The sequence below is a fragment of the Kribbella caucasensis genome (assembly GCF_004361855.1).
Classification (GTDB): Bacteria; Actinomycetota; Actinomycetes; order Propionibacteriales; family Kribbellaceae; genus Kribbella; species Kribbella caucasensis.
Genome location: NZ_SNWQ01000001.1, coordinates 777,202 through 789,443 on the forward strand (window position 1 = coordinate 777,202; position 12,242 = coordinate 789,443).

General features: G+C 66.9%; 12 protein-coding genes. 10 read left to right on the forward strand and 2 right to left on the reverse strand.

Annotated features, from left to right (window positions below; all coding sequences use genetic code 11):
- Window positions 1-53 precede the first annotated feature (53 nt).
- The 6 genes from EV643_RS03745 (at window position 54) to EV643_RS03775 (ending at window position 6,296) form a co-directional block, all read left to right on the forward strand.
- A complete protein-coding gene (locus EV643_RS03745) occupies window positions 54-1,178 on the forward strand; it encodes an aminotransferase class I/II-fold pyridoxal phosphate-dependent enzyme (protein ID WP_133798486.1) in 1,125 nt (374 codons plus the stop codon).
- 424 nt (window positions 1,179-1,602) lie between these two features.
- Window positions 1,603-2,868 carry an extracellular solute-binding protein gene (locus tag EV643_RS03755; protein WP_133798487.1) on the forward strand — a complete coding sequence of 422 codons (1,266 nt, stop codon included), beginning with the start codon at window positions 1,603-1,605 and terminating at the stop codon, window positions 2,866-2,868.
- Between the two features lie 10 nt (window positions 2,869-2,878).
- On the forward strand, window positions 2,879-3,844 hold the full coding sequence (locus EV643_RS03760; RefSeq protein WP_238165331.1) for a carbohydrate ABC transporter permease: 966 nt from the start codon (window positions 2,879-2,881) through the stop codon (window positions 3,842-3,844).
- Window positions 3,841-4,674, forward strand: coding sequence for a carbohydrate ABC transporter permease (locus tag EV643_RS03765; RefSeq protein ID WP_133798488.1), 834 nt, complete (start codon window positions 3,841-3,843; stop codon window positions 4,672-4,674). The genes EV643_RS03760 and EV643_RS03765 overlap by 4 nt, the downstream gene beginning before the upstream one ends.
- A 426-nt stretch (window positions 4,675-5,100) precedes the next feature.
- Complete coding sequence (locus EV643_RS03770) at window positions 5,101-5,598, forward strand: SigE family RNA polymerase sigma factor (protein WP_133798489.1); 498 nt, start codon at window positions 5,101-5,103, stop codon at window positions 5,596-5,598.
- On the forward strand, window positions 5,595-6,296 hold the full coding sequence (locus tag EV643_RS03775; RefSeq protein ID WP_133798490.1) for a hypothetical protein: 702 nt from the start codon (window positions 5,595-5,597) through the stop codon (window positions 6,294-6,296). Before EV643_RS03770 ends, EV643_RS03775 begins: the two co-directional genes overlap by 4 nt.
- Before the next feature lie 9 nt (window positions 6,297-6,305).
- On the opposite strand, the gene EV643_RS03780 is transcribed toward EV643_RS03775, so the two are convergent.
- Complete coding sequence (locus tag EV643_RS03780; RefSeq protein ID WP_133798491.1) at window positions 6,306-7,493, reverse strand: chymotrypsin family serine protease; 1,188 nt, start codon at window positions 7,491-7,493, stop codon at window positions 6,306-6,308.
- Between the two features lie 310 nt (window positions 7,494-7,803).
- Here EV643_RS03780 and EV643_RS03785 point away from each other — a divergent pair, with 310 nt between their 5' ends.
- Together EV643_RS03785 and EV643_RS03790 are read left to right on the forward strand one after the other, a co-directional pair.
- Entirely contained in the window at window positions 7,804-8,907 is a 1,104-nt protein-coding gene (locus tag EV643_RS03785) for an endonuclease (protein WP_133798492.1), read from the forward strand.
- Window positions 8,861-9,268, forward strand: coding sequence for a cation efflux transmembrane domain-containing protein (locus tag EV643_RS03790; RefSeq protein ID WP_370452214.1), 408 nt, complete (start codon window positions 8,861-8,863; stop codon window positions 9,266-9,268). Before EV643_RS03785 ends, EV643_RS03790 begins: the two co-directional genes overlap by 47 nt.
- Here the strand turns inward: EV643_RS03790 and EV643_RS03795 are convergent.
- Entirely contained in the window at window positions 9,265-10,641 is a 1,377-nt protein-coding gene (locus tag EV643_RS03795; RefSeq protein WP_238165332.1) for an ATP-binding protein, read from the reverse strand. The genes EV643_RS03790 and EV643_RS03795 overlap by 4 nt on opposite strands.
- A gap of 150 nt (window positions 10,642-10,791) precedes the next feature.
- On the opposite strand from EV643_RS03795, the gene EV643_RS03800 reads away from it, so the two are divergent.
- Both EV643_RS03800 and EV643_RS03805 read left to right on the forward strand, forming a co-directional pair.
- Window positions 10,792-11,625: a siderophore-interacting protein gene (locus tag EV643_RS03800; protein WP_133798493.1), complete on the forward strand. Its 834-nt coding sequence runs from the start codon at window positions 10,792-10,794 to the stop codon at window positions 11,623-11,625.
- A gap of 104 nt (window positions 11,626-11,729) precedes the next feature.
- Window positions 11,730-12,236: a TIGR04222 domain-containing membrane protein gene (locus EV643_RS03805; protein WP_133798494.1), complete on the forward strand. Its 507-nt coding sequence runs from the start codon at window positions 11,730-11,732 to the stop codon at window positions 12,234-12,236.
- The last annotated feature ends 6 nt before the right edge of the window (window positions 12,237-12,242 follow it).

Here is a 12,242-nt window from a genome sequence, read left to right on the forward strand (position 1 = left end):
CAGCCGCAATCCTGTTCCGGTCTGACAGCCGTCGATACGGAAGGAGTCGGTAGATGCCGGTTTTGCCTGAGTTCAAGCTGGAGACTTACTTCTCGCGGTGGGAGTTCAAAGCCCGCTATCACTTGACTGCTTCGGATGCGGAGACGCTGGCGGTGTCCGAGTTGTTGGAGATGGCGGATGAGGATGGGCGGCGGCGGTGGGAGTCGTTGGCGCTTGGGTACACCGAGACGCGGGGGTTGCCCGCGCTGCGCGAGGAGATCGCGGGCACGTACGAGGGCGTCGTACCGGAGGACGTGCTGTGTTTCGCGGGGGCTGAGGAGGCGATCTACCTTGCGATGCATGTGCTGCTGGATCCTGGTGATCACGCGGTTGTGTTGACGCCCAACTACCAGGCCGCCGAGACGATTCCGTTGTCGATCTGCGAGGTCACTGGGGTCGCGTTGCGGCCGGAGGACGACTGGGCGCTGGACGTCGATGCCATCGAGCGAGTACTACGGCCGACGACGCGGCTCGTGTCGGTCAACTTCCCGAACAACCCGACCGGCGCAGTACCGGAGTCGGCTGAATGGTTGCGACTCGTCCGGCTCTGTGAGGATCGCGGGATCATCCTGTTCAGCGACGAGGTCTATCGCGGGCTCGAAACTGGACCGTCCCTACCGCAGGCCGTCGACCTGTCGCCGACGGCGTTGTCCCTCAACGTGATGTCCAAGGCGTACGGGTTGCCGGGGCTGCGGATCGGGTGGATCGCCTGCCGCGATCGCTCGGTGCTGGAGAGGCTGGAGCGGGCCAAGCACTACACGACGATCTGCAACTCCGCCCCGAGCGAGATCCTCGCGCTGATCGGGTTGCAGGCGCGGGACCGGATCCTCGAGCGCAACCGCGGGATCGTCGCCACGAATCTGCCACTCTTCGACGCCTTCTTCGCGCAGTTCCCGGACCTGTTCGCGTGGAAGCCGCCGCAAGGTGGATGCGTGTGCTTCCCGCGATACCTCGGCGCGGACGGCGTCGAGACGATGTGCGCGGAGCTGGTCGAGCAGGCCGGCGTTCTGTTGCTACCGGCGAGCATCTACGGGTCGGAGTTGACCGCGACCCCGGCCGATCGGTTCCGCCTCGGGGTCGGCCGGCGAGGGCCCGAGGAAGCACTCGATCAGTGGTCGGCCTGGCTGAAGAAGCGCTGAAGGGCCAACTGGTTCGTTTTGCAGTAGACCAGTTCGTAAATTGGTAGGTTGCGCTATCTGCAACGCAGACTGCTGATAATGCTGCACCAGACACCCAATGCGGAGCCTCTCCGACTGACTGCGCTCGCACGACTTAGTAACGGACACTCCCGAACTATTGACGCGTCAGTCGCGCCTGGGCAATTCTCTACGCCACCGAACGAACAGGTTCATACCAGTCAGCCGGCCGCCAGACCCGGCTCTCCGCCAGAGGTGATCCATGAAGTTCCGTTCTCAAGGGCATGTCTGCTCATCCCCTGCGTGCTGCGCGGCACTCGGCACGGCATCTCGCCGCACTGGAGCAAAGGCCACGATGCGCCGCATCGCTGCCTTCGCTCCAGCACGCCGAGCTACCGCACCGAGCACCTGCTCGCGACTGCAGGGGATGAGCAGACACGCCCTCGCCACTGCCGCTGTCGCGGCCCTCTCGCTCACCGCGATCGCCGCGTGTGGCTCCTCGGACGGTGGCAGCGACGCCGCGCCCGGCCCGACCACGATCGACGTGTGGCTGATGAAGGGCAGCGTCTCCGACGACTTCCTCAAGCGGTTCACCGACGACTTCGCCGCCAAGCACACCGACGTCAAGCTGAACGTGCAGATCCAGGAGTGGAACGGGATCGGCCCGAAGATCATCGGCGCGCTGGCCAGCAAGGACGCGCCCGACGTGATCGAGGTCGGCAACACCCAGGTCCCGCAGTACTCGGCCTCCGGCGGCGTGGTGGACCTGACCGACAAGTTGGCCGACCTCAAGGGTGACGACTGGATCGAGGGCCTGGCCGGGCCGGGCAACTACGAGGGCAAGCAGTACGGCATCCCGTACTACGCCGCGAACCGGGTCGTCGTCTACCGCAAGGACCTGTTCCAGGCCGCCGGGATCACCACGCCGCCGAAGACCCGGGAGGAGTGGCTGGCCGCCACCGCCAAGCTGAACACCGGCGGCAACCAGGGCATCTACCTGCCCGGCCAGAACTTCTACGTGCTGGCCGGCTTCATCTGGGACGAGGGCGGCGATCTCGCGGTCAAGGACGGCGACAGCTGGAAGGGTGCGCTGTCCACACCCGAGGCGCTGAAGGGGATCGAGTTCTACAAGCAGATCCAGGCGCTCGGCAAGGGCCCGAAGGACTCCGACGAAGCGAAGCCGACTCAGACCGACGTGTTCGCGCAAGGCAAGGTCGCGCAGATGATCGCGGTGCCCGGTGCGGCTGAGCTGATCGCGCAGGCGAACCCGGCGCTCAAGGACAAGCTGGGCTTCTTCCCGATCCCCGGAAAGGCGGCCGACAAGCCGGGTGCCGTCTTCACCGGTGGGTCCGACCTGATCATCCCGGAGGCTTCGGACGCCCACGACGCGGCCTACACGTTCATCAAGGAGCTGGCCGGTGAGCAGTGGCAGGTCGACCTGGCCAAGTCGATGAAGTACGTGCCGAACCGGACCAGCCTGGCCTCCCAGGTCGGCGCGGACGAGGGTACCCAGGCGATGGCGGCCGGCGCCGCGAACGGCCAGGCGACGCCGAACTCGCCGAACTGGGCCGCGGTCGAGGCGAAGAACCCGATCAAGGAGTACCTGACCAAGGTGCTGACCGGCGGTGACCCGGCCGCGGCGGCGAAGGCGGCCGACGCGATCATCACCGATGCCCTGAACTCCGGGAAGTAACACCGTGGCCGTGGTTCAGGCTGAGAGGACCACCGCGGACGCCCCCACTGCCCCGACCAAACCGGTCGGGGACAGGCGGGGGCGTCCCCTGTGGGTCCGCCTACTGCCCTATCTGCTGGTCGCGCCGACGCTGCTCGGTACGGCGTACCTGCTGGTCTACCCGATGGTGCGGAACCTGCTGATCTCGTTCCAGAAGTTCGGCATCGGGCAACTGATCCGGGGCGGCGCCGAGTTCGTCGGCATCGACAACTACCGGGAGATCTTCACCGACGACAAGTTCTGGTCGGTGGTCGGCCGGACGTTCGTGTTCACCGCGATCAACGTCGGCCTGATCATGGTCCTGTCCACGCTGGTCGCGCTGCTGATCAACGCGCTCGACAGGTGGATGCGGCTGACCGTGATGGGCGGGCTGGTGCTGGCCTGGGCGATTCCGGTGCTGGCGGCAACGACCGTGTTCCAGTGGTTGTTCCAGTCCCAGCTCGGAGTCGTGAACTGGGCGCTCGTACAGCTCGGGTTCGAGCAGTTCGACGGGCACGCGTGGTTCGCGGACGGCCGGTCGACGTTCGCGATCATCGTCGTCCTGATCGTCTGGCAGTCGGTCCCGTTCGCCGCCCTGACCCTGTACGCCGCGATGACGACCGTACCCCGGGAGCTCTACGAGTCGGCCCAGATCGACGGGGCCGGGCCGGTGAAGATCTTCCGGCTGATCACGTTCCCGATCCTGCGGCCGATGTTCGGGCTGATCCTCTGTCTGGAGGTGATCTGGGTGTTCAAGAGCTTCGTCCAGATCTGGGTGATCAGCCAGGGCGGTCCGGGTGACGCGACGCTGACGTTGCCGGTGTACGCGTACCAGATCGCCCAGTCGCTGAACCGGTACGACCTGGGCGCGGCGATCTCGGTGGTCACTGTTGTGCTGCTGACGCTGGTGCTGCTCGCGTACTTCCGGCAGATGTTCAAGGAAGAAGGTGAACTGTGAGGACCCGCCTGCACCGCCGGGTGCTGCTCAACCTGCTCGGTCTCGGCGTCTTCGCCTTCTCGGTCTTCCCCGTCTACTGGATGGTGCTGACCGCGTTCAAACCGACCAAGGACATCCAGGCGGAGACGCCGTCGTTCCTGCCGGTTCATGTCACCTTCAGCCATTTCAGTACGGCGGTGCACGCCGACGGGTTCTGGTTGTTCTGGCGGAACTCGGCCTTCGTGGCTGTCACCGGCGTACTGCTTGCGTTGGTGGTGGCGTGTCTGGCCGCGTTCGCGGTCGCGCGGATGAAGTGGAAGGGACGGCAGGCGTTCATCCTGATGGTGTTCGTCGCCCAGATGACGCCGTGGGAGGCGTTGCTGATCCCGATGTACGTGATCGCGCGCGATACGGACATGCTGGACAAGTTGCCGACGCTGACGTTGATCTACTTCATGATGACGTTGCCGTTCACCATCGTGACGTTGCGCGGATTCCTGAACGCGATCCCGGCCGAGCTCGAGGAAGCCGGGCAGGTCGACGGGTGCAACCAGTTCCAGGCGTTCCGGCGGATCGTCTTCCCGCTGCTCGCGCCCGGGTTGCTGTCGACGTCGCTGTTCGGGTTCATCACCGCGTGGAACGAGTTCGCCTTCGCCAACCTGCTGATCATCAAGGAGCAGGACCAGCGCACGCTGCCGGTCTGGCTGTCGTCGTTCAGCAACACTTTCGGCACCGACTGGGGTGCCACGATGGCGGCGGCCACCCTCTTCATGCTGCCCGTCCTGCTGATTTTCCTGGTCCTCCAAGGCAGGGTGACGACAGGCGTCGCGGCCGGCGCCGTGAAGGGCTGATGGCTGCTGGTTCAGCTAATGGTCAGTACCGTGAGACGGCCCCCGTAAGCCATGGACATTCCGTTCCGAACTGAGTACGGTCCGTAACGGCGTCCGCACCACGCCACCAGGAGAGGACCTCAGGTCCACTCCCCACCAGTCGGTGAGGTGCTGCCCGCCAGTGGCGCCTCGCTGGTGGATGGGCGAGCGGATCCCGGTAGCGGCCGGGATTCGATGGGGGCCCATGCACCTAGGTGGGGCGGGCCGAGCGCGGTCATCCGACCATCGCGCTCCCCGCCCCACCGACTCAAAAGCCAAACCCGCCCGCCTCGCGTCCCCCGTCTCGGCCTTGCCGAGCGACTCAGAAATTTCCTGTTCCTGCCCCCCAACGCACCAGCGCACCTCTTCGTCTAGCTTGGCGACAGGAAACATCGAGGGACGGTGCTGGTGGCTGATTGGGAAAGCACGTTCGCCGAGCTGGTCGCGGTCCGCGGCCCGGCGTTGCGCGCACACGCTTACCTGCTCACCGGGAACCCGGGAACCGCCGGCGACCTGGTGCAGGAGGCGCTGCTGCGGGTCTTCGGCCGGTTGCGGGTGGGTACCGATATCGAGCAGCTCGAGGGATACGTGCGGCGGGCGATTCTCAACCTGTACGTCGACGATCGGCGGCGGGCGAAGAAGTGGCATGAGACCCGCCATCTACTGGTCGACCAGGCCGCGCACGACGACGACCACCTGGTCACGGCGAACGCGGTCCGCCAAGCACTGTCCGACCTGTCACCCAAACAGCGCGCCTGCGTGGTGCTGCGGTACTACGAGGACCTCTCCGTCCTCGAGATCGCGGACCAGCTCGGGTGTGCCGAGGGCACGGTGAAACGGCACCTAGCCGATGCGAGAACCAGGTTGGCCGCGCAGCTCGGCGTGACAGAGGAGAGTGTGCAATGAGTTCGAAGGATCTGAAGGATCTGCTCGGCGCTGTCGCCGACGAAGGGCGCGACACCGTGGACCTGGACGAGCGCCACCTGGTCGGCAAGATCCGTACCCGCCGTCGCCGGCAGCGGGTGATCGTCAGCGCCGCCAGCGTCGGCACAGCCGCCGTGATCGCCGCCGCAGCCGTCGCCATCGTCCCGAACCTCGGCAACCAGGAGCCCGATGTGGCCTCCGGGACGGGGCTCTCCGCGACCGGAATCGCCGGTATCGGGAGAGGGGCGAGCTGTGGTGCCGCTGTCAGTGGCGCGCCTCGTGCGGATTCACCCATGAAGCTCGATGTGGTCGGCCCGGTCCAGCCGGGCGCGAACGCTGACTTCGCGACGATCGACATGCAGGTCACCAACACCGGCAGTGCGGCAGTCGACGCGATCACCGGCGCAGGCGCGGAGATCACCGTGGTGCAGAGCGGTGTGGTCGTCGCGACGCCTGCCGCGGTGCGCGCGAAGGGCTATCCGGCGAAGCTTCAGCCTGGCGGGTCGGAGAAGTACGAGGCCACTGTCAGCCTGCGCCGATGCGATGCGGCATCGACGCAGACCGGACAGCGGCTGGCGGCGGGGAGCTACCAGCTCTATGCCACCAAGAACTTCAGCCCGACCGACGGGGGCCAGATCGTGGAGATCCAGGGTGGCCCTTGGGCGGTCGAGCTGAAGTGATTTCCTGACCTACTTGATCGCGATGCTCGCTCTGAAGACGGACCGGATGGTGGTCCATCTCTCGGCGTACATCACTTCGTCCGCGTGGGCGATGTGCATACCCCGGATCTGTACCGTCCCGCGGACGTACTGGTACAGCGGTGCTCCGGAGTCACCACCCTCGCCCGCCGGACCCTCGTAGGAGATCAGTTCCACCGTGCAGCCCGCTTCGTCGCAGAACTGGGCATGCAAGCTGGTGACCACCTGCGAGCACTTCTCGTACGTCGTCTGGCCGCTGCGGCAGTACGCCGCGCCGACCGCGGGGTCGGACGCGCCACTGACCAGAATCGTCCGGCCGGTCGAGCCGCCGACATAGATCACCGAGCCGTAGCTGCCACCGCCGACGGCCTCGAAATCGTAGTACGGGAAGCTCGCCCGGTTGCGGACCGTGCCCCAGAGCTGCTCGCCACCGGTCGAGAAGACCCGCTGGCGAAGAGCGAAGCAGTGCCCGGCGGTGATCATGTAGCGGGCGCTGGAGACGATGGTGAATCCACTGGTGCAGACGCCGCTGCCGTTGGTGATCGATGCACCACCACGGTGCGGAGCCGGGTCACTCTGCCGGCTGTCCCGGCCGACGTCGCCGTACTTGGCCTGTAGCAGGACCGGGTACTTGGCGAGCAACGGCTTCATCGTCTCGGCCGGTGCGTTGGTCGTCACCGACATCGCGTCGCGCTGGGCGTCGTAGTGGAAGCCGTACGCGTACTTCTTCGCGTCGGCCTTCCACTGGCGGCCTTCCAGCGCGGTGCGGATCGCGGTCAGCTCGGCCTTCGTCGCTCGGCTCTGCTGGACCTTGGTGTCGGCGCCGGCGACGCGGGCGGAGTTGGCGCTTGCCTTGGCGTTGCGCGGCATCCGGACCACATACTTGCCGGTCGTCTTGTCGTAGTAGACGCCCAGACCGCCGACCTTCTTCGCGTAGTCGTCGACCTGGCTGAACTGTTTCTCTTGTGCCGTCTGCGGACCGTCGGGTGCCGTGGCGGCGGCTTCCTCCTTCTGTGCTCGGGCGGCTGCCAGTGCGGCCGCATCCGCCGGGTCGGGCGCCGTAGCCGCGGTCGAGTCGAGTGGCTGGGCCACCGACGGCTGCCCGGCGAGCACAAGCCCGCCGATGCCGACCGAGACAAAGGCGACCGCCAGCGACAGCGATCTCCTGGTGAAACGCATTCGCTCCCACTCCCCAGAAATGTTCGGGCAAGGTGCTGAAGCTGCAGTCTGCCGAACCAGGGGTGCGGTGCGGCCACAGAGGCAGGAACCTGACACCTCGACGTCGTCCGATGGTGGACAACTATTCCTGCATCGGACGTTCACCACAGTCCCTGAAGGGGCAGACTGACCGGCGAAGCATTCCACACTTGCCGTGATTCGACACCTACTGCCCGTGATTCCACCGCCCCGTGGGAGACCCGCCGTGCCAATCTCGCGCACCACCCGCCCCGCCCCTATCATCCGTCGCCCGATCGCTCGTACAGCAGTGATGGTCGGTGTCGTGCTGGCGCTGCTCGGCATTGGCATCACGCCGGCGCCGGCCGCGACCACCGCGTCGATCACCGTCGCCACCGCGTTGCAGCGGCAGGACGGATCGGTCGCCACCGTCGAGGGATATGTGGTCGGGCAGCCGACCGCGACGACCACGGTGGTCCGGAGCAACTTCCCGAACGACTACGCGCTCGCACTCGCCGACTCGGCGAGCCAGACGAACACCGCCAGCATGGTGTACGTCCAGATCCCGAGCGCCTTCCGGGCGCAGTACGGGCTGCAGACGAACCCGGGGCTGCTCGGGCAGAAGATAGCCGTGACCGGGACGTTGACGGCGTACTTCTCGCATCCGGGACTGAAGGACGGGACGGCGTTCACCGGCGGCAGCGGTGGTGGTGGAGGCGGTGGCTCGGATCCCGGTGACTACTACGCGAACGCGGAGGGCAAGACCGGGGCGGCGTTGAAGTCGGCGCTGCACACGATCATCTCGAACCAGACCAAGCTGAGCTACGACCAGGTCTGGAACGCGCTGAAGGACACCGACCAGGACCCGGCCAACACGAACAACGTGATCCTGCTGTACTCCGGCCGCTCGCAGAGCAAGAGCACCAACGGCGGCGACCCGAACGACTGGAACCGCGAGCACGTCTGGGCCAAGTCGCACGGCGACTTCGGTACGGCGACCGGCCCCGGGACCGACGTCCACCACCTCCGCCCCGAGGACGTGTCGGTCAACGCGGCCCGCGGCAACCTCGACTTCGACAACGGCGGTACGACGGTGTCGGAGTGCCCGGGTTGCGCGGCGGACGGCGACTCCTTCTCGCCGCGAGCTGCCGTTCGCGGTGATGTCGCGCGGATGATCCTCTACATGGCGGTCCGGTACGAGGGCGGCGACGGCTGGCCGAACCTGGAGCCGAACAACTCGGTCAACAACGGATCCGCGCCGTACCACGGCAAGCTGACGGTACTGAAGGCATGGAGTGCGGCGGACCCGCCGGACACGTTCGAGAAGCGGCGCAACCAGGTCATCTACGACAACTGGCAGCACAACCGCAATCCGTTCATCGACCACCCCGACTGGGTCAACTCGATCTGGCCCTGATCACTCATCGGTACAGCGCGCGCTGATCGGTCAGACCTCACCGGATACGTCGAGCGTCGGCATCGGGCTGGCGATCGCATCGCTGATCGTGATGCCGTTGCTCTCCACCGCGCAGCGTCGTACCGGCCGGGCGCTGCACTCCAACGCGGTCGTTGCCGACGGCACCCAAACGCTGCTGTGCACCTATCTGTCCGCGGTGCTGCTGGCCGGGTTGATCCTGAACGCGACGGTCGGCTGGTTCTGGGTCGATCCGCTGGCCGCGCTCGTCATCGCCGCGGTCGCCGTCCGCGAAGGCATCCAGGCCTGGCAGGGCAAGGGGTGCTGCGCTCCCGGTACCGCCTGCGACGACAGTTGCTGCTAACGGGTGTCCATCGAGTATGTGGTCTTGCCTGCGGTCCGGGTGGTGGTTTGCCGGCCGTCGGCCGGCGTACCGGGTGCGGCTGACGGCTGGACGATCGCCGGCGCCTGGGAGGCCGGGGCGAGGCCCTTCTGCGCGATGTCGCGGCCGACGCGGGTCACCACCCAGTCGCGGAGACTGGGGTCGGGGACGGTCACGATCTCTCCGCCCGGGCCCTCCTGAAGCAGACCTTTGACGACCAGAGCGTGCCGTGCCTCGTCCAGCTCCTGCCAGCGGCCGGGGCCGCCCACTCCCGGCATCGACAGTCCGCTCGCCCCCTGGACGGCAACCTTGGCGAGCAGTTCCTTCTCGGTAGGGGAGCAGACGTTCCATGCGGCCTGGTGGACGATCTGGGCCTCGGTGTCGATCTCCTTGACGGCCGTCCTCGCCACGTCCGCGGTGATCCCGTTCGGCCCGGCGACCTGGACCGCGCGATCGGCCATGTCCCGCAACAGGCGGGGATTCCCATTGGCTGCCTTCACCAGGTGGTCCACAGCGTCGGCCTGATACGCGATCCGGTTGTGCTCCAGCGGTTTGGTCACCAGTTCGTGTGACTCCGCGACTGTCATGGGATCGCACGCCCGGATGTCGAACTGGCGCGCCGCGCTGACCCCTGCCCCCGACCGCGCACCGGCCGCTGCCACCAGTCGCGTCGACGTCATCTCGCCGCCCGCCGTGATCAGGTACACCGCCTGGTCCTTCTCCTGGAGGCGGCCGGACAACTCGGCCATCAACACCAGGTCCAGCTCGTCCGCGGTGTCCAGCTTGTCGACGATCAGCATCAGCGGCAGCTTCCGCTTCGACGATGCGTCGGACAGATCGTCAGCGAGCTGGAGCACCGTGGCCTTGAGCTCTTCCCTGGCTTTCGCGTCCCACTGCCGCTTGCCGATCACCTGGACCGGCATGATCCCGAGTCGCAGCTCGGCGCCGTTCTGAGCAGGGTTCTTGCCCCGCGCCCTCAGTGCCCTGACCGTCTTCCTCGCCTTCCACCAGGCACGGATCCCGAGCGTCCGGCGGATATGACCCAGGCGCTCGGACACGCCGCGGATGAAACGGACCTCCAGTGGCTCGGTGGCAGAGGCTTCCGCCCGGATACTGGGCCATCCCTGTCGCTTGGCCAACTTCTCGGCACGGTCGAGCTCCACGGTCTTGCCGGACCCCGGGGCGCCGGTGAACAGAACCGACCTGCGGGTGTAGTCCGGTTTGCGGGAGTCCTTCGGATCGGGCGAAGCGACCGAGAGCGGCCGTCCCAGCCGATCGGTCCGATTCACGAAGAATGTCGGCCATCGGGCCGCGCCGAAGACCCCCATGCCGGTCACAGTGCGTGAGTCAGTCATCTCCGGAGTGGGCCGGCAGCAACCAACAGGTGAACAACCGGTCAAGTCCCGGCGTCGCCCACGGTGCTGACCGGCGGGTTTGGATTTCGGCAGTGGGCTAGGGTTAGTTAGGTATGCCTTACTAATACCTGTGGAGAGGACCGTGGTCGTGTGAGCACTCCAGCGCCCCGTAACCGGCGAGCGAAGCTGGCGGTGGTTCGGCGGACCGAGCGAATCACGCCGCACATGATCCGGGTCGTGTTGAGCTGTGACGAGTTCACCGACAACGGGACGACCGATCACTACGTGAAGCTGCTGTTCCCGAAGGCCGGCGTGGAGTACCCGGAGCCGCTGGACATGGGGATCGTGCGGGAGACGTTCCCGGCCGACCAGTGGCCGACGATGCGGACGTACACCGTGCGCACCTGGGACGAGGCCGCGGCCGAGCTGACGATCGACTTCGTGCACCACGGCGACGAGGGTGTCGCCGGGCCGTGGGCGGCGAACGCGCAGCCGGGCGACAAGCTCTGGTTCAACGGACCGGGCGGGGGATACGCGCCGGATCCGGCGGCCGACTGGCATCTGCTCGTGGGCGACGAGAGCGCACTACCGGCCATCGGCGCCGCGATCGAGCAGTTGCCGGCGGGAGCCCGGGCGAAGGTGTACGTCGAGGTGGAGGACGAGTCCGAGGAGCAGAAGTTCGGCGGCTCGGAGGAGATCGAGCTGACCTGGTTCCACCGGGCCGGGGTGACCGGTGAGCGCGGCGATCAGCTGGTCGAGGCGGTGGAGTCGCTGGAGTTCCCGGCCGGTGAGGTACAGGCGTTCGTGCACGGCGAGGCCGGATTCGTCTTCCGGATCCGCCGCAACCTCTTCAAGGATCGCGGCCTGTCCCGTGTGCAGGTGTCGCTGTCTGGGTACTGGCGTCTGGGCAAGAACGAAGACGGCTGGCAGGCCGAGAAGGCCGACACAGTCCGCAAGGAACGCGAAGAAGCCGCGACTGCGTGATCCTGGTTACCAGGGCCTGTTTGGCAGGGCGTAGGCGCAACCGGAGGACCGGGTCGATCGTCGAAACGTGCGACGACGGATGTGGTTCAGAAAGGGTGACAGGGATGCTCACGGAGAATCCTCTCGACCTCGTGCAGGCCGCCTACCTGTGTGGCGGACCGCGGCGAGCTGTCCTGGTCACGCTGCTCACCCTGATCCAGGACAAGACGATCGCGGTCAGCTCGGCCCGGCACCGCGTGCGGTATGTGAGTGGCCTCCCGAACAACCAGCTCGAGCAGGTGGTAGTCGACTCCGTTCCCGAGGGCGGTCTCCAGCTTGCCGAGTTGGTCGACCGCGTGGTCGTCGACCAGGCGATGCGTGATCTGAGGGCCTCCCTGGTCGAGCGGGGTCTGTTGCGCCGCTGGCGGTTCGCGGGCCGGACGCTCCGGGGTCGCCAGGCCCACCGGCAGTTGCGCGACGACGGCAGGTCGGGGCTGGCCCGGGTCGCCGCCGTCGGCCCCGAGGCGATCACCGACACCCGGCTGCGCGACATCTTCACCACTCCGGATCCGGCCCAGGCGGCCGAGAGCAGCCGGGTCGACCAGACCGGCAAGCTCTGGGCGACTCCCTGATCCACG

Excerpts from the sequence above, each read along its gene's own strand:
- EV643_RS03780 (WP_133798491.1), bottom strand. The coding sequence starts at position 7,493 with ATGCGTTTCACCAGGAGATCGCTGTCGCTGGCGGTCGCCTTTGTCTCG.
- EV643_RS03775 (WP_133798490.1), top strand. The coding sequence starts at position 5,595 with ATGAGTTCGAAGGATCTGAAGGATCTGCTCGGCGCTGTCGCCGACGAA.
- EV643_RS03785 (WP_133798492.1), top strand. The coding sequence starts at position 7,804 with ATGGTCGGTGTCGTGCTGGCGCTGCTCGGCATTGGCATCACGCCGGCG.
- EV643_RS03805 (WP_133798494.1), top strand. The coding sequence starts at position 11,730 with ATGCTCACGGAGAATCCTCTCGACCTCGTGCAGGCCGCCTACCTGTGT.
- EV643_RS03755 (WP_133798487.1), top strand. The coding sequence starts at position 1,603 with ATGAGCAGACACGCCCTCGCCACTGCCGCTGTCGCGGCCCTCTCGCTC.
- EV643_RS03795 (WP_238165332.1), bottom strand. The coding sequence starts at position 10,641 with ATGACTGACTCACGCACTGTGACCGGCATGGGGGTCTTCGGCGCGGCC.
- EV643_RS03745 (WP_133798486.1), top strand. The coding sequence starts at position 54 with ATGCCGGTTTTGCCTGAGTTCAAGCTGGAGACTTACTTCTCGCGGTGG.